The following is a 15244-nucleotide window of genomic DNA, read 5'->3' as shown; positions in this document are numbered from 1 at the left end:
GAGAGGAAGTATGAGTACTTTAGCAAAAATAGAAGCACTCCTGTTTGTGTCGGGTGAAGATGGAATTAGGGCTCGCCAGTTAGCAGAGCTCTTATCGTTACCACCAACAGGAATTCAGCAAAGCTTAGAAAAATTAGCCAAAAAGTATGAGAAAGACCAGGATTCTAGTTTGGCCCTGATTGAGACAGGAGGTGCCTACAGATTGGTAACCAAGCCTCAATTTGCTGATGTTTTGAAGGAATATTCTAAGGCGCCAATCAACCAGAGTCTATCTCGGGCTGCGCTTGAAACTTTGTCCATTATTGCTTATAAGCAACCTATCACACGTATAGAAATCGATGCTATTCGTGGGGTTAATTCGAGTGGAGCTTTGGCAAAGTTACAGGCCTTTGACTTAATACGAGAAGATGGAAAGAAAGAAGTTCTTGGTCGCCCTAATCTCTATGTAACTACGGATTATTTTCTAGATTACATGGGTATTAACCATTTGGAAGAATTGCCTGTGATTGACGAGCTTGAAATTCAAGCACAAGAAAGCCAATTATTTGGTGAAAGGATAGAAGAAGATGAGAATCAATAAATATATTGCCCACGCAGGTGTGGCCAGTAGGAGAAAAGCAGAAGAGTTGATCAAACAAGGCTTGGTGACTGTTAACGGTCAGGTAGTGCGTGAACTAGCGACAACTATCAAGTCTGGTGATAAGGTTGAGGTTGAGGGCCAACCCATCTATAACGAAGAAAAGGTTTACTATCTGCTCAATAAACCACGTGGAGTGATTTCCAGTGTAACAGATGATAAGGGACGTAAGACGGTTGTCGATCTTTTGCCGAATGTTAAAGAGCGTATCTACCCTGTAGGTCGTTTGGACTGGGATACATCAGGTGTCTTGATTTTGACCAATGATGGTGACTTTACTGATGAGATGATTCACCCTCGTAATGAGATTGACAAGGTCTATGTGGCGCGTGTAAAAGGGATTGCTAATAAGGAAAATCTCCGCCCCTTAACTCGTGGTCTTGAGATTGATGGCAAGAAGACTAAGCCGGCCGTCTACGAAATTCTCAAAGTAGATCCTGTTAAAAACCGTTCTGTTGTACAGTTGACCATCCATGAAGGACGTAACCATCAGGTTAAAAAGATGTTTGAAGCTGTGGGTCTCCAAGTGGATAAGTTATCACGGACACGTTTTGGACACCTAGATTTGACGGGTCTTCGTCCAGGAGAATCACGCCGTCTTAACAAAAAAGAAATCAGCCAACTACATACCATGGCTGTAACAACTAATAAATAATGAAAAAAAATTTAATTGCGCCTGTGCGCTTTTACCAACGCTTTATATCCCCTGCATTCCCACCTTCTTGTAGATTTGAGCCTACTTGTTCAAACTACATGATTCAGGCTATTGAAAAGCATGGATTTAAGGGGGTTCTGATGGGATTGGCACGGATTTTACGATGTCATCCTTGGTCTGAAATAGGTAAGGACCCCGTACCAGATCACTTTTCTTTAAAGAGAAATTCAAAATAAAAAGAATCACAGTCGTGATTCTTTTTTGGTGTAGATAGATCTAAAGATTGATGATTTTCACTACCCTTCTCCTATAAAAAGTGGTAAAATGGTTGAAAGAAAGAAGGGATAGAAATGACAACATTATTTTCTAAAATCAAAGAAGTAACAGAACTTTCTGCTATCTCAGGTCATGAAGCACCTGTACGCGCTTATCTTCGTGAGAAGATAACTCCTCACGTGGATGAAGTAGTGACTGATGGCCTAGGTGGTATTTTTGGTATCAAACATTCAGAAGCAGTCGATGCACCTCGTGTTTTGGTAGCATCTCACATGGATGAAGTTGGTTTTATGGTAAGTGAAATCAAACCAGATGGAACCTTCCGAGTAGTTGAAATTGGTGGTTGGAACCCGATGGTTGTCAGCAGCCAACGATTTAAACTCTTTACGCGCCAAGGACGTGAAATTCCAGTCATCTCAGGTTCAGTACCTCCACATTTGACTCGTGGAACAGGTGGGCCAACCATGCCAGCTGTTTCAGATATCGTCTTTGATGGTGGTTTTGCGGATAAGGCTGAGGCTGAAAGTTTTGGTATCCGCCCAGGAGATACCATCGTTCCAGATAGTAGTGCAATCCTAACAGCTAACGAAAAAAACATCATCTCCAAAGCTTGGGATAACCGTTACGGAGTTCTCATGGTTAGCGAGTTGGCAGAAAACTTGTCAGGTCAAAAACTAGGCAATGAACTTTATCTTGGGGCTAATGTCCAAGAAGAAGTCGGACTTCGTGGTGCACATACATCAACAACCAAATTTGATCCAGAAGTATTTCTTGCAGTTGACTGCTCACCAGCTGGTGACGTTTATGGTGGTCAAGGTAAGATTGGTGACGGAACCTTGATTCGTTTTTATGATCCAGGTCACTTGCTTCTCCCAGGCATGAAGGATTTCCTTTTGACAACTGCTGAAGAAGCAGGAATCAAGTACCAATACTACTGTGGAAAAGGTGGAACTGACGCAGGTGCAGCTCATCTGAAAAATGGTGGTGTCCCATCAACAACAATCGGTGTTTGTGCCCGTTATATCCACTCTCACCAAACACTCTATGCTATGGACGATTTCCTTGAAGCACAAGCATTCTTACAAGCCTTGGTTAAAAAATTAGATCGCTCTACTGTAGATTTGATTAAAAACTATTAAACAGAAAAGATGGAGGTGATAGGTATGGAAGAACCAAACCTAGAAACCTTGATACGGGGTCTTTACAATCATGCCCGTCAAAACCTGAGTGAAGATCTAGTGGTTGCACTCCTAGAAACTGCTAAGCAATTGCCCAGCACCAATGAGCGCTTGCTAGCAGTGCGACTTTCAGGGCTAGTCACACTTGAACTACTCAAGAATCCCAAGACCCCAGCGCCAGAGTTAGTCAATCTGGCCCGCTTTATCAAAAGAGAAGAAGCCAAGTACAGAGGTTCTGCTGCATCTGCCTTTATGATTGGAGAACTATTTAAAATGCTTTGATTCGAAAGAATCAAAGCATTTTTTTCGTTTTAAATTTGTTCTGCCAAAACCTTTTCAGCAAGGTTCATAGCGTGGTCAGATACACGGGTGTAGTGTGAAATAATATCAATAAAGTTGACACCTGCTTGGGTAGAACATTCTCCGTTATTAAGACGTTTGATGTGAGTCTTACGAAGGACACGTTCCATGTTGTTGATGTCTTCGTGTCGCTCGATAAGAGCTTGAGCTTTCTCGAGGTCGTTGTTTTCCACACTCTCAAGAGCATCTTTGACGAAATCACTAGTTTTAAGATAAATCTCTGCTAGTTCTTCTAAGGCAGCCTCAGAGAATTGAACATTCTTGCGTTGCAAGTAATCGTTAAGATTGAGCAGGGCTTCTGCGTGGTCTCCGATACGTTCCAAGTCTCGTGAAGAGTCAAGGATATTTGTTAAGACTTCACTCTCTTTTTGGCTCAAAGCTTCACCAGATAAACTAATGAGGTAACGAGTCAATTTTTCATCAATGGTATTGATAGCTTCTTCAGTCTTATGTCCCTTTTCTGCAACTTTTTCATTAGAGTTGATAATATAATCATAAGAGAGGTCAAAGGCTTTCGCAGCATAATTACCTAGGTGTAGAAGTTCTTTTTTAGCATTTCCAAGAGCGATAGATGGAGCTTGTTTGATCAGTTGCTCATCAAGGTAAAGTGGCTCGTATTTGACAACTTCGTCTTCTCCAGGGATAAGTTTGGTTACCATGAAGGCAAGAGCTCCGATGAATGGAAACTGAATGATTGTATTGGTAATGTTGAAGGTTCCGTGGGCGAAGGCAATGGTCATTTCTGGAGCTAGATTTAAGAAGCTCTCAAACCATTGGATTAAGCCTGTAAATGGAACGAGGAAGATAATACAGATAACAGTCCCGATAACGTTAAAGGCCACATGAGCTGCTGCCACACGTTTGGCTGCAATATTAGCACCCAAAGAAGCGATAATAGCAGTGATGGTTGTTCCAATGTTATCTCCAAAGAGAACTGGTAGTGCACCCTGAAGGTCAATCAGATTGCTAGCGTAGAGATTTTGTAGAATCCCGATGGTCGCTGAGGAGGCTTGAATCAGAAGGGTTAAACCTGTTCCGACAAGAACACCCAAGATTGGATTTTTACTAAGTTCTACCATATAGTCTTTAAAGACTTGTAAATCCTTAAGGGGTTCCATAGCGCCACTCATAAGATTGAGGGCAAAGAAGATACCACCGACACCAAAGACAATTCGTCCGATGTTATTGATGGTTCTATTTTTTGTGAAGAAGAGACAGACTGCTCCGAGAAAGAGCATAGGTAATGCGTAGTCTCCCAATTTAAAACCAATGATAAAGGATGTGACGGTTGTTCCAATATTGGCTCCCATAACAATCCCAATAGCCTGACGCAGGGTCAATAGTCCGGCACTAACCAGACCAACTGTAATAACCGTAACACCTGAACTCGATTGAATCAGGGCAGTCATCCCAATTCCAACTAAAATTCCAAAGAAAGGATTGCTAGTATATTTGTCAATGTAATATCGAAGACGATCTCCAGCTGCTTGTTGCAAACCGTCCCCCATGGTTTTGATACTATATAAGAATAGTCCCAGGCCACCTAAAAAGTGAAATGCAATTTCCTGCCAATTAATGGACATTTTATTTTCCCTCCGAAAACTAATCGCGGAATTTCTCCCATTCTATTTTAAAGGATTAAGAGCAATCTAACAAGTAGTAAACACATTTTTTTAGAAAAATATCATGAAAATGTAAAAAAAGTAATTGATTGTCTAATTTATATTATTTATTCACCCCTTTATAGATATTTTAGGATGACTGTTGACTCTACTTATAAATATCGTAAAATAAAAATGAACAGTTCTGCTATTTTGAGGGCAGTTACTTTTTTAAAATAAAAATAAAGCGCTTACTTTTTTTGGAAGTGAAAGGAGAAAAAATGAAGAATCCATTTTTTGAGAAACGTTGTCGCTATAGTATTCGAAAATTATCAGTGGGTGCCTGCTCTTTGATGATTGGTTCGGTTTTATTTGCCAACCAAGCTCTAGCAGAAGAAGTTGCAATCCCAGCGAATGAAACAAGGACTACTGCTGTGGCTACAGAGCAAGCATCGCCTGCCCCATCAGAGCAACCAACTACAGCTTCACCTGAGGTATTAAAGCAGTTGGAAGAGACAGAAAACAAGGTTAGTGAACAACCTATTTCAGAAGAAAAACCAACCTTGGACCAATTGACTGCAGCTGATAAGGAAGTAGCTAGTCCGGTTGCTGAAGCGCCTAAGGCTGAAGAAGCACCTGTAGCTGCAGAAAATAAGGCTGAAGAAACTCCTGTAGCTACAGAAAATAAGGCTGAAGAAGCACCTGTAGCTACAGAAAATAAGGCTGAAGAGAAAGCAACTGTTTCAGATGTTCCTAAGAAAGAAGAAAAAAGTCTTCGACCAAAAGAAATTAAATTTGACACTTGGGAAGATTTGTTGAAATGGGAACCGGGTGCCCGTGAAGACGACGCTATTAATCGTTCTTCAGTTGAATTGGCTAAACGTTACCGTGGGCATGTAGTCAACGAAAAAGCCAATAAAGATGCCAAGGTTGAAGCTCTTGCCAATACCAACTCTAAGGCTAAAGACCACGCTTCTGTAGGTGGTGAAGAGTTTAAAGCCTATGCTTTTGACTACTGGCAATACTTGAATTCAATGGTCTTCTGGGAAGGGCTCGTTCCAACTCCGGACGTGATTGATGCTGGTCACCGTAATGGTGTTCCAGTATTGGGTACTCTTTTCTTTAACTGGTCTAATAGTATTGCAGACCAAGAAAAATTTGCCGAAGCTCTTCAACAAGACGAAGACGGTACTTTCCCTATCGCTCGCAAGTTGGTTGATTTGGCTAAATACTATGGATTTGACGGCTATTTTATCAACCAAGAAACAACAGGAGATATCGTAACGCCTCTCGGTAAGAAAATGCGTGACTTCATGCTCTATACCAAGGAATATGCGGCTCAAGTCAATCATCCAGTGAAATATTCTTGGTACGATGCCATGACTTATGAATACGGCCGTTATCATGCAGATGGTTTGGGTGAATACAATTACCAATTCATGGAAAAAGAAGGCGATAAAGTACCTGCAGATCACTTCTTTGCAAATTTTAACTGGACTAAAGAGAAAAATGATTACTCTGTAACAATGGCGCAATGGCTAGGACGCAGTCAGTATGATGTTTTTGCAGGTTTGGAATTGCAACAAGGTGGTTCTTACAAGACAAAAGTGAAATGGGATGCTCTTTTTGATGAAAAAGGCAAGCTCCGCTTATCACTTGGTCTCTTTGCGCCTGATACTATCACTAGTCTTGGTAAGACTGGAGAAGACTATCACAAGAATGAAAATATCTTCTTTACAGGTTACCAAGGAGATCCAACTGGACAAAAACCAGAAGATAAGGACTGGTACGGAATTGCCAACCTTGTAGCTGACCGTACACCAGCAGTAGGCCGTACCTTTACAACATCCTTTAACACAGGACATGGTAAAAAATGGTTTGTAGACGGCAAAGTTTCTAAGGATTCTGAATGGAACTATCGTTCTGTATCAGGTATCTTGCCTACATGGCGCTGGTGGCAAACTTCATCAGGTGCTAAACTTCAAGCTGATTATGACTTTGAAGATGCCTACAATGGAGGGAATTCACTCAAATTTGCGGGTGATTTAGCTGAAAATACCAACCAAGATGTTCGTCTTTACTCTACAAAACTGGAAGTAACAGATAAAACAAAACTTCGTGTTGCCCATAAAGGTGGTAAGGGAAGCAAGGTCTATGTAGAGTTTGCGACTCAGAAAAACTATACCTATGGTGGCGAGAATGCTCGTAAAGAGCTGACTCTATCTGACGACTGGACAAAAGATGAATTTGATTTGAGTGCCTTGGCAGGTCAGACTATTTACGGCATCAAGCTCACTTTTGAAAATACTGCTGCCCTTAAGGGTTATCAATTTAACTTGGGTGAGTTGACTGTTACAGATAATCAAGAGGCTCCTCAAGTACCAACAGCTCTTAAAGTAGCTAAACAATCTCTGAAAAATGCTCAAGAAGCAGAAGCCATTGTCCAATTTACTGGAAATAAAGATGCTGATTTCTATGAAGTTTATGAGAAGGATGGCGATGCTTGGCGCCTATTGACAGGCTCATCTGCCACTACTATCTACCTACCAAAAGTTAGCCGTTCAGCTAGTGCAACTGGAACTAGTCAAGAGTTGAAGGTTGTCGCAGTTGGTAAGAATGGTCTTCGTTCTGAAGCAGCAACTACAAACTTTGAGTGGGGAATGACTGTCCAAGATACAAGCCTTCCAAGACCACTAGCAGAAAACATCGTTCCAGGAGCGACTGTTATCGGAAGTACCTTCCCAGACACAGAAGGCGGAGAAGGTATCGAAGGAATGTTGAATGGAACTATCACTAGCTTATCTGACAAATGGTCTTCTGCTCAGTTGAGTGGTAGCGTTGATATCCGTTTGACACAACCACGCCGTGTCGTTAGATGGGTCATGGACCATGCCGGTGCTGGTGGAGAATCTGTCAACGATGGTTTGATGAATACTAAGGACTTTGACCTCTACTACAAGGATGAAGCTGGAGAATGGAAACTAGCCAAGGCTGTTCGTGGCAACAGAGCCCATGTTTCAGATATTACCCTTGATAGTCCAATCACTGCGCAAGAATGGCGTTTGCATGTCATCACGTCTGACAATGGAACACCATGGAAAGCCATTCGTATCTACAACTGGAAGATGTATGAAACTCTTGATACGGAGAGTCAAAACATCCCAATGGCTAAAGTTGCAGCGCGTGTTCTGACAGACAATAAGATTCAACTTGGATTCTCAGAAGTTCCTGCTGGAGCAACCCTTACAGTCTATGACAAGGCAGATTCACAAACTCCAATCGCTACTTTAAACACAGTAGTTGGAGGGGATTTAGCAACAGAACCATTGAGTTTTGAAAAACGTCCAAGCCTTCTTTACTATCGTACACAATTGCCAGGGAAAGAAATCAGTAATACTCTTGCTGTGACGATTCCTCAGGATGATAGAAAGATTAAGGCTATCAGTCTAGAAGCAACACCTAAAAAGACGACTTACCAAGATGGCGAGGAATTGAATCTCAAAGGTGGTCTTCTCCGTGTCAAATATGAGGGAGAAGAAGCAGATGAAGTCATCAACCTCAGTCATGCAGGTGTAGTTGTTAACGGCTATGATGCTCACCATCATGGTGAACAAGAGTTAACAGTAACCTATCTTGGTCTTCCAGTTGCAGGAAGCGTCAAGGTTCAAGTGACTGGTGAAGAAGCTGGTCCAAAAGAAGTCGCAGCCCTGTATATTAGTAAACAACCGAAGATTGATTACTTTGTAGGCGATGCTCTTGATTTATCAGAAGGACGCTTCAAGGTCTTGTATGACGATGAAACTGAGACAGAACATAGCTTTACAGACCAAGGAGTCGAAATTACAGGCTATGATCCTCAAAAGACAGGCCGTCAAAAACTTGAGTTGCACTATCAAGGACAAACTGTCGAATTTGATGTTCTAGTATCACCTAAGGCAGCCATTAACGACGAATATCTGAAACAAGAAATCACATCTGCTCAAGGACGCAAAGAAACATTAGCTTATACATTTGCGGATGCAGCAAAACAAGCAGCTCTAGTTGAGAAGCTTGCTGCAGCAAAAGCCATCTTAGAAAACCATAATGCTAGTCAAGAAACAGTCAACCAAGCCTTGAATGACTTGAAACAAGCTGGTGCAGACTTGGATGGTGTACAGCTTTATCAAACAGCTAAGGAAGAGCTTGAAACTCTTCTAGGAAAAGTTCGTGAGAAAAATGCAGACGATCCAATCATCGCTCAAGCAGAAACTCTTATTGGCTCAACAAATCCAAGTCCAGAAGCCTTTGCGGACATGAAAGAAAAGCTGAGCAAGAAACTAGCTCCTGCAGAAGAAAGCCACCATGTGGGTAGCTTAGAAGAAGGTGAAACTGCTCCAACAGTTGAAGCTCTACCTGAGCTAGTGGTTGAAACAGAAACTCAAGCCTTCGAACGCCAAGAACGTCCGTCAGGCGACCTCTTGGTGGGTGAACGTAGAATCGTTCAGGCAGGTGTGGAAGGTCAAACTCGTCGTCTGATTGAAGTAGATACAGAAGGTAACCGCACTCTTCTTAAGACAGAAGTAGTCAAGGAAGCAGTGGCTGAGATTACTGAAGTTGGTACCAAGGTAGAAAGTCGTGTTCAACCGCTAGACGGAGTCAAAGATTTGACTATCAGCAATCCAGCATTGGTGATTGAAGAAGAAAAAGTTGCATACGACCATGAAGAACGAGTAAATCCTAGCCTTCAAGCAGGAGAGCGTCGCTTGGTTCAAGCAGGAGTTGAAGGACTTCGTCGAAATCTTGTAGAAGTTGATACAGAAGGCAACCGCAGCCTTAAGGGAACAGAGCTTATCAAAGAAACTGTTACTGAGATTGTTGAGATTGGGCCAAAAGTGGATGTCCAAGATGACAAACCTCTTGCACCTGCTCCAGTAGCACAAGCAGCTAAGCAGGAACCAGCAAAAGCAGAAGCACAAGCTGAAAAACCTGAAGGAAAACAACTCCCAAGTACAGGTGAAGGAACAGATGCAAATCTTCTGGCTCTTGGATTGGTTGGAGTCCTAGGTGGCTTTGGACTTCTAGCGCAAAAGAAAAAAGAAGATTAAGTTGAACTTCTAAATTACTGTCTGACAAGATAATAGTATTAAAAGGCAAGAGCTATTTTTGGCTCCTGCCTTTTTGCATTCTTAGAATGTTTATGTTAAGATTTTTATTATTTCATAAGAATTGTTGTAGTGAGATATCTGCATGTTTTGCTTTGAAGATTGATTATATATTGAGTTCTAAAAGATATTTATCGATACTCCCATCAAGAATTGGTTTGGGAATAGGAAAGGAAAAAGAAGATGAAATTATTAAAAGTAGTAATTGCTGTAATCATTGTAGTAGTGAGTATTGGCTTAGTAGTATTTATAGGAGCGAGTATGTATGCTGTTACTACGATTAATTTGCTATCTAACTCAGTCTATTATGCACAACGGATGCCTCATAAGGAGGGAACAGAACCCGACTTAGTCATGTTGATTGAAAACATGGGGGAGATTTATACTCCGAAAATTGAAGGTATTCGCTATGATGATGATGGAGCGAATTTTATCGAAAATTCTATTGATTCAAGTGGTCATCCTACCAGTTTTAGTGAGTTTGATGAAGGTTATCACTACAGTGATAAAAACGATGTGTCCTATAAGTTTGATAAGAATTTTGAGCTTGAGTGGGCTCTCGACAAAGATTATAAAAAAATTGATATTGCAACAATTGATGAAACAAAGATAAAAGGAGAGATTCGAGAAACCGTTCAACCGGTACTTGATGTACAGAGTAAACCCCTCATCAATCTTCAGTGGTTGTTTAACATGAAGTATCAGGACAGGTTTAATTAGAGATGCGGATAAGTCTTTAATTTGAAATTAAACTGAACAAAAGTGATTCAACCTTTAGAAACAGGTTAACCTTTCGATGGCATTTTCTATTTCAATATAAAACTTTCAAAATAGATTTTGAAAATTGAGCAGTTTCTGAAGAGCTAGTTAAGAAAAAATAAAGACACAACTCCAGACAATAGCTCTTCCTTTATAAATGAGCAGCATACCATAGATGAAGATAAAAACAGTGATGGATTTCCTTAGAAAGTAAAGATTGAGTTTAATTTACTAGAGAGAGCCGTTTCAGGGAAAAGTTTAAGGTTTTGCTATCTCTTTTATTGATTTTGTGATATAATTAACACGTAAAAAAAAAGAAGGAGTCATATCTAATGGCAAAATTGACTGTTAAAGACGTTGACTTGAAAGGGAAAAAAGTTCTCGTTCGTGTTGACTTCAACGTACCTGTAAAAGATGGCGTGATTACTAACGACAACCGTATCACTGCAGCTCTTCCAACTATCAAGTACATCCTTGAACAAGGTGGACGTGCAATCCTCTTCTCTCACCTTGGACGTGTAAAAGAAGAAGCAGATAAAGAAGGTAAATCACTTGCTCCTGTAGCTGCTGACTTGGCTGCTAAATTGGGTCAAGAAGTTAAATTTATCCCAGGTGTTACTCGTGGTGCTGAATTGGAAGCAGCTGTTAACGCTCTTGAAGATGGACAAGTTCTCTTGGTTGAAAACACTCGTTACGAAGATGTTGACGGCAAGAAAGAATCTAAAAACGATCCTGAACTTGGTAAATACTGGGCATCACTTGGAGATGGTATCTTCGTAAATGATGCATTTGGTACAGCTCACCGTGCACACGCATCTAACGTTGGTATCTCAGCAAACGTTGAAAAAGCTGTTGCTGGTTTCCTTCTTGAAAACGAAATTGCTTACATCCAAGAAGCGGTTGAAGCTCCAGAACGTCCATTCGTAGCCATCCTTGGTGGTTCAAAAGTTTCAGACAAGATCGGTGTTATCGAAAACTTGCTTGAAAAAGCTGATAAAGTTCTTATCGGTGGTGGTATGACTTACACATTCTACAAAGCACAAGGTATCGAAATCGGTAACTCACTTGTAGAAGAAGACAAATTGGATGTCGCTAAAGCTCTTCTTGAAAAAGCAAACGGCAAATTGATCTTGCCAGTTGACTCAAAAGAAGCGAACGCATTTGCTGACTACACTGAAGTGAAAGACACTGAAGGTGAAGCAGTAGACCCAGGATTCCTTGGTTTGGATATCGGTCCTAAATCTATTGCTAAATTTGACGAAGCTTTGACTGGTGCGAAAACAGTTGTATGGAACGGACCAATGGGTGTATTTGAAAACCCTGACTTCCAAGCTGGTACAATCGGTGTGATGGACGCTATCGTGAAACAACCAGGCGTTAAATCAATCATCGGTGGTGGTGACTCAGCTGCTGCAGCGATCAACCTTGGACGTGCAGACAAATTCTCATGGATCTCTACTGGTGGTGGTGCTTCAATGGAACTCCTTGAAGGTAAAGTTCTTCCAGGACTTGCAGCTTTGACTGAAAAATAAGATTATAAAAAAGGAGGCTGGGACAAAGTTCTAGCCTCTCAATTGTCTTTGGATTGTCGAGCAGGACGCAGTGGTTGAGTGGGCTCTACTACGCTGATTTCATCAGCTTTTACAACCCTACTCAACTGTGCGGAGGTGGGACGACGAAATCGAATTCTAACGAATTACCGATTTCTGTCCCACTTTCTTTTTTTGCGCTCTTTTAAAGTTTGAGAGTACCGAGGGATAATTGGACAGAATCCAAAAAAAACAGTAAAATAGAGGAATACCAATCTAAATGAAATTTGAGTGATAATCGTGGAAAAAAGAGACAATCAGACAAAAACAGCTATTTGTGGTATTATCAATGTCACCCCAGATTCTTTTTCTGATGGGGGCCAATTTTTTGCTATTGAAGAAGCCTTAAAACAGGCTCGAAAATTGATAGCTGAAGGTGCTACTATCTTAGATATCGGTGGTGAATCTACTCGACCTGGAAGTAGTTACGTTGAGATAGAAGAGGAAATCCAACGTGTCGTTCCGGTCATTCAGGCTATCCGTCAAGAAAGTGATGTTCTGATTTCGGTCGACACTTGGAAGAGTCAAGTTGCAGAAGCAGCTTTACAGGCTGGAGCCAATATAGTCAATGACATTACAGGCCTCATGGGTGACGAGAAGATGGCAGAGGTGGTTGCCAGAGCTGGAGCTCAGGTAGTCATCATGTTTAATCCAGTCATGGCACGCCCTCAGCACCCTAGTTCACTCATATTTCCTCATTTCGGATTTGGAGAGACTTTTACAAAGGAAGACTTGGCTGAATTTGAACAACTATCAGTTGAAGAATTGATGACAGCTTTCTTTGATCGTGCTCTAGTAAGAACGGAAAAAGCAGGGATTTCGAAAGAAAAGATTATGCTAGATCCTGGGATTGGCTTTGGCTTGACCAAAAAGGAAAATCTGCTACTTCTACGTGACCTTGATAAATTACACGAGATGGGCTATCCTATCTTTTTAGGAGTCTCTCGCAAGCGCTTTGTCATCAATATCCTTGAAGAAAATGGATTTGAAGTCAATCCAGATACTGAAGCTGGCTTCCGCAATCGTGATACGGCTTCAGCTCATGTGACTAGTATCGCCGCTAGACAAGGTGTGGAAGTGGTGCGTGTACACGATGTAGCCAGCCACAAGATGGCAGTTGAAATCGCATCAGCCATCCGTCTGGCAGATGATGCGGAAAATTTAAACTTGAAACAGTATAAATAAGATGAATAAAAACGAAACGAAACAGTGGATAGCTAACTATCGGACAGACCAACCGCATTTTGGTTTGGAAAGGATGGTGAAGCTGTTAGCCCTACGTGGCAATCCCCATCTGAAACTCAAGGTTATCCATATCGGAGGAACCAATGGTAAGGGATCTACTATAGCCTTTTTGAAGAACATGTTGGTAAAGATGGGGCTAAGAGTTGGAGTCTTTAGCTCACCCTATCTGATTCATTATACCGATCAGATTGCCATTAATGAGGAATCTGTCCCAGAAGCAAGATTAGAGACCTTGATGGTAGACTATCGCTCACTACTTGAGGGGGAACATGCTCATGATTTGCAGGGAACGACAGAGTTTGAGATTATCACTGCTATAGCCTATGATTATTTTGCTTCTGAGCAAGTCGATGTGGCCATTATGGAAGTAGGTATGGGCGGACTTTTGGATAGCACCAATGTCTGTCAACCGATTTTAACGGGCATTACGACCATTGGGTTGGACCATGTAGCTCTACTAGGGGATAGCTTGGAAGCTATCGCGGAGCAGAAAGCTGGAATTATCAAACAAGGAGTTCCCCTGGTAACAGGGAATATTGTCCCAGAAGCCTTAGCAGTTATCAACCAAATCGCGAAAGCGAAAGAGGCTCCTAGGTTTGTTTATGAGGAAGATTATCAAGTGAGTCATCAAGGGAGTGTGGGGACGGGAGAAGTCTTTGACTATACAAGCCCGCTTAGACAAGGTCGCTTTCAGACAGGATTGCTGGGTTTGCACCAGATAGAGAATGCTGGGATGGCCATAACCCTGTTAGATACCTATTGTCAAGAGACTGGACGAGAATTACCAGAAAATGACTTGTTAGCTCAAGCCTTAGAAGAAACAAGTTGGCCTGGACGCTTTGAAGTTGTTTCTAGAAGTCCCTTGATGATTTTAGATGGGGCCCACAATCCACATGCAATCAAAGCTTTATTAGCTACCCTGAAAGAACGATTTGCTGATTATCACAAGGAAATACTTTTTACATGTATAAAAACCAAGGCTTTAGAGGATATGTTAGACTTGTTAGGAACTTTGCTAGATACTGAGCTGACATTGACTCACTTTGATGATGGTCGAGCGACAGACGAAGAGGTGCTAAAACAGGCAGCTCATTCTAGAAATCTAAATTACCAAAGTTGGCAGGCATTTCTAGACCAAAGTATGATAGATATTGAAGAGAAAAAAACAGTTAGGATAGTAACGGGCTCCTTGTATTTCTTGAGCCAGGTGAGAGCCTATCTGATGGAGAGGAAAAACTAGAGAATGGATACACAAAAAATTGAGACGGCTGTAAAAATGATTATCGAAGCAGTTGGTGAAGATATCAACCGCGAAGGATTGCAGGAGACACCAGCTCGTGTAGCCCGCATGTATCAAGAGATTTTTTCAGGTCTTGGGCAAACTGCAGAGGAGCATTTGTCAAAATCCTTTGAAATTATCGATGACAATATGGTAGTGGAAAAGGATATCTTTTTCCATACCATGTGTGAACATCACTTCTTGCCATTTTATGGAAAAGCTCATATCGCCTACATTCCAGATGGACGGGTGGCAGGTTTGTCAAAGCTGGCACGTACAGTTGAGGTTTATGCTAAAAAGCCACAGATTCAAGAACGCTTGAATATCGAAGTGGCTGATGCTTTGATGGACTATCTAGGTGCTAAGGGAGCATTTGTTGTGATTGAAGCAGAGCATATGTGTATGAGTATGCGAGGTGTCCGAAAACCAGGAACTGCAACCTTGACAACAGTAGCTCGTGGAGTCTTTGAAACGGATAAAGACCTCCGAGATCAAGCATACCGTTTGATGGGGTTATAAGAAAT

At 41.5% G+C, this 15244-nt stretch carries 12 protein-coding genes; 11 read left to right on the top strand and 1 reads right to left on the bottom strand.

Translation table 11 applies throughout. The features are described 5' to 3' along the window. Nucleotides 1-10 precede the first annotated feature (10 nt). The 5 genes from scpB (at nucleotide 11) to ACESNQ_RS03540 (ending at nucleotide 3028) form a co-directional block, all read left to right on the top strand. Entirely contained in the window at nucleotides 11-580 is a 570-nt protein-coding gene (gene scpB / locus ACESNQ_RS03560; RefSeq protein ID WP_049494492.1) for an SMC-Scp complex subunit ScpB, read from the top strand. Further along, complete coding sequence (locus ACESNQ_RS03555; protein WP_004251725.1) at nucleotides 567-1292, top strand: pseudouridine synthase; 726 nt, start codon at nucleotides 567-569, stop codon at nucleotides 1290-1292. Before scpB ends, ACESNQ_RS03555 begins: the two co-directional genes overlap by 14 nt. Further along, nucleotides 1292-1528, top strand: a complete 237-nt coding sequence (gene yidD / locus ACESNQ_RS03550; RefSeq protein ID WP_373075071.1) for a membrane protein insertion efficiency factor YidD — start codon at nucleotides 1292-1294, stop codon at nucleotides 1526-1528. Before ACESNQ_RS03555 ends, yidD begins: the two co-directional genes overlap by 1 nt. 114 nt (nucleotides 1529-1642) lie before the next feature. Beyond that, the gene (gene pepA, locus ACESNQ_RS03545) at nucleotides 1643-2707 is read left to right on the top strand and encodes a glutamyl aminopeptidase (protein ID WP_314945634.1); all 1065 of its coding nucleotides are present in this window, start codon (nucleotides 1643-1645) and stop codon (nucleotides 2705-2707) included. Between the two features lie 24 nt (nucleotides 2708-2731). After that, nucleotides 2732-3028 (top strand): bacteriocin immunity family protein, encoded by a 297-nt coding sequence (locus tag ACESNQ_RS03540; protein ID WP_373075068.1) that lies wholly within the window; start codon nucleotides 2732-2734, stop codon nucleotides 3026-3028. A 29-nt stretch (nucleotides 3029-3057) separates the two neighbouring features. On the opposite strand, the gene ACESNQ_RS03535 is transcribed toward ACESNQ_RS03540, so the two are convergent. Next, on the bottom strand, nucleotides 3058-4689 hold the full coding sequence (locus tag ACESNQ_RS03535) for a Na/Pi cotransporter family protein (RefSeq protein WP_036751907.1): 1632 nt from the start codon (nucleotides 4687-4689) through the stop codon (nucleotides 3058-3060). 299 nt (nucleotides 4690-4988) lie between these two features. On the opposite strand from ACESNQ_RS03535, the gene ACESNQ_RS03530 reads away from it, so the two are divergent. The 6 genes from ACESNQ_RS03530 (at nucleotide 4989) to folE (ending at nucleotide 15239) form a co-directional block, all read left to right on the top strand. Then, entirely contained in the window at nucleotides 4989-9791 is a 4803-nt protein-coding gene (locus tag ACESNQ_RS03530) for an endo-beta-N-acetylglucosaminidase (RefSeq protein ID WP_373075066.1), read from the top strand. A gap of 240 nt (nucleotides 9792-10031) precedes the next feature. Next, entirely contained in the window at nucleotides 10032-10568 is a 537-nt protein-coding gene (locus ACESNQ_RS03525; RefSeq protein WP_373075064.1) for a hypothetical protein, read from the top strand. A gap of 371 nt (nucleotides 10569-10939) precedes the next feature. Continuing rightward, nucleotides 10940-12139 carry a phosphoglycerate kinase gene (locus ACESNQ_RS03520; RefSeq protein ID WP_001096773.1) on the top strand — a complete coding sequence of 400 codons (1200 nt, stop codon included), beginning with the start codon at nucleotides 10940-10942 and terminating at the stop codon, nucleotides 12137-12139. A gap of 297 nt (nucleotides 12140-12436) precedes the next feature. After that, nucleotides 12437-13381: a dihydropteroate synthase gene (gene folP, locus ACESNQ_RS03515; RefSeq protein ID WP_373075062.1), complete on the top strand. Its 945-nt coding sequence runs from the start codon at nucleotides 12437-12439 to the stop codon at nucleotides 13379-13381. A gap of 1 nt (nucleotide 13382) precedes the next feature. Beyond that, the gene (locus ACESNQ_RS03510) at nucleotides 13383-14681 is read left to right on the top strand and encodes a bifunctional folylpolyglutamate synthase/dihydrofolate synthase (RefSeq protein WP_373075060.1); all 1299 of its coding nucleotides are present in this window, start codon (nucleotides 13383-13385) and stop codon (nucleotides 14679-14681) included. Nucleotides 14682-14684: 3 nt separating this feature from the next. Then, on the top strand, nucleotides 14685-15239 hold the full coding sequence (gene folE, locus ACESNQ_RS03505) for a GTP cyclohydrolase I FolE (RefSeq protein ID WP_373075058.1): 555 nt from the start codon (nucleotides 14685-14687) through the stop codon (nucleotides 15237-15239). Nucleotides 15240-15244 lie beyond the last annotated feature (5 nt).

The sequence above is a fragment of the Streptococcus infantis genome (assembly GCF_964243025.1).
Taxonomy (GTDB): domain Bacteria; phylum Bacillota; class Bacilli; order Lactobacillales; family Streptococcaceae; genus Streptococcus; species Streptococcus infantis_N.
Note: the sequence above shows the minus strand (reverse complement) of the source record. Positions and strands in the feature narration are given on the sequence as shown.

Coding starts and splice junctions, on each gene's coding strand:
- scpB (WP_049494492.1), top strand. CDS start 11: ATGAGTACTTTAGCAAAAATAGAAGCACTCCTGTTTGTGTCGGGTGAA.
- ACESNQ_RS03555 (WP_004251725.1), top strand. CDS start 567: ATGAGAATCAATAAATATATTGCCCACGCAGGTGTGGCCAGTAGGAGA.
- yidD (WP_373075071.1), top strand. CDS start 1,292: ATGAAAAAAAATTTAATTGCGCCTGTGCGCTTTTACCAACGCTTTATA.
- pepA (WP_314945634.1), top strand. CDS start 1,643: ATGACAACATTATTTTCTAAAATCAAAGAAGTAACAGAACTTTCTGCT.
- ACESNQ_RS03540 (WP_373075068.1), top strand. CDS start 2,732: ATGGAAGAACCAAACCTAGAAACCTTGATACGGGGTCTTTACAATCAT.
- ACESNQ_RS03535 (WP_036751907.1), bottom strand. CDS start 4,689: ATGTCCATTAATTGGCAGGAAATTGCATTTCACTTTTTAGGTGGCCTG.
- ACESNQ_RS03530 (WP_373075066.1), top strand. CDS start 4,989: ATGAAGAATCCATTTTTTGAGAAACGTTGTCGCTATAGTATTCGAAAA.
- ACESNQ_RS03525 (WP_373075064.1), top strand. CDS start 10,032: ATGAAATTATTAAAAGTAGTAATTGCTGTAATCATTGTAGTAGTGAGT.
- ACESNQ_RS03520 (WP_001096773.1), top strand. CDS start 10,940: ATGGCAAAATTGACTGTTAAAGACGTTGACTTGAAAGGGAAAAAAGTT.
- ACESNQ_RS03510 (WP_373075060.1), top strand. CDS start 13,383: ATGAATAAAAACGAAACGAAACAGTGGATAGCTAACTATCGGACAGAC.
- folE (WP_373075058.1), top strand. CDS start 14,685: ATGGATACACAAAAAATTGAGACGGCTGTAAAAATGATTATCGAAGCA.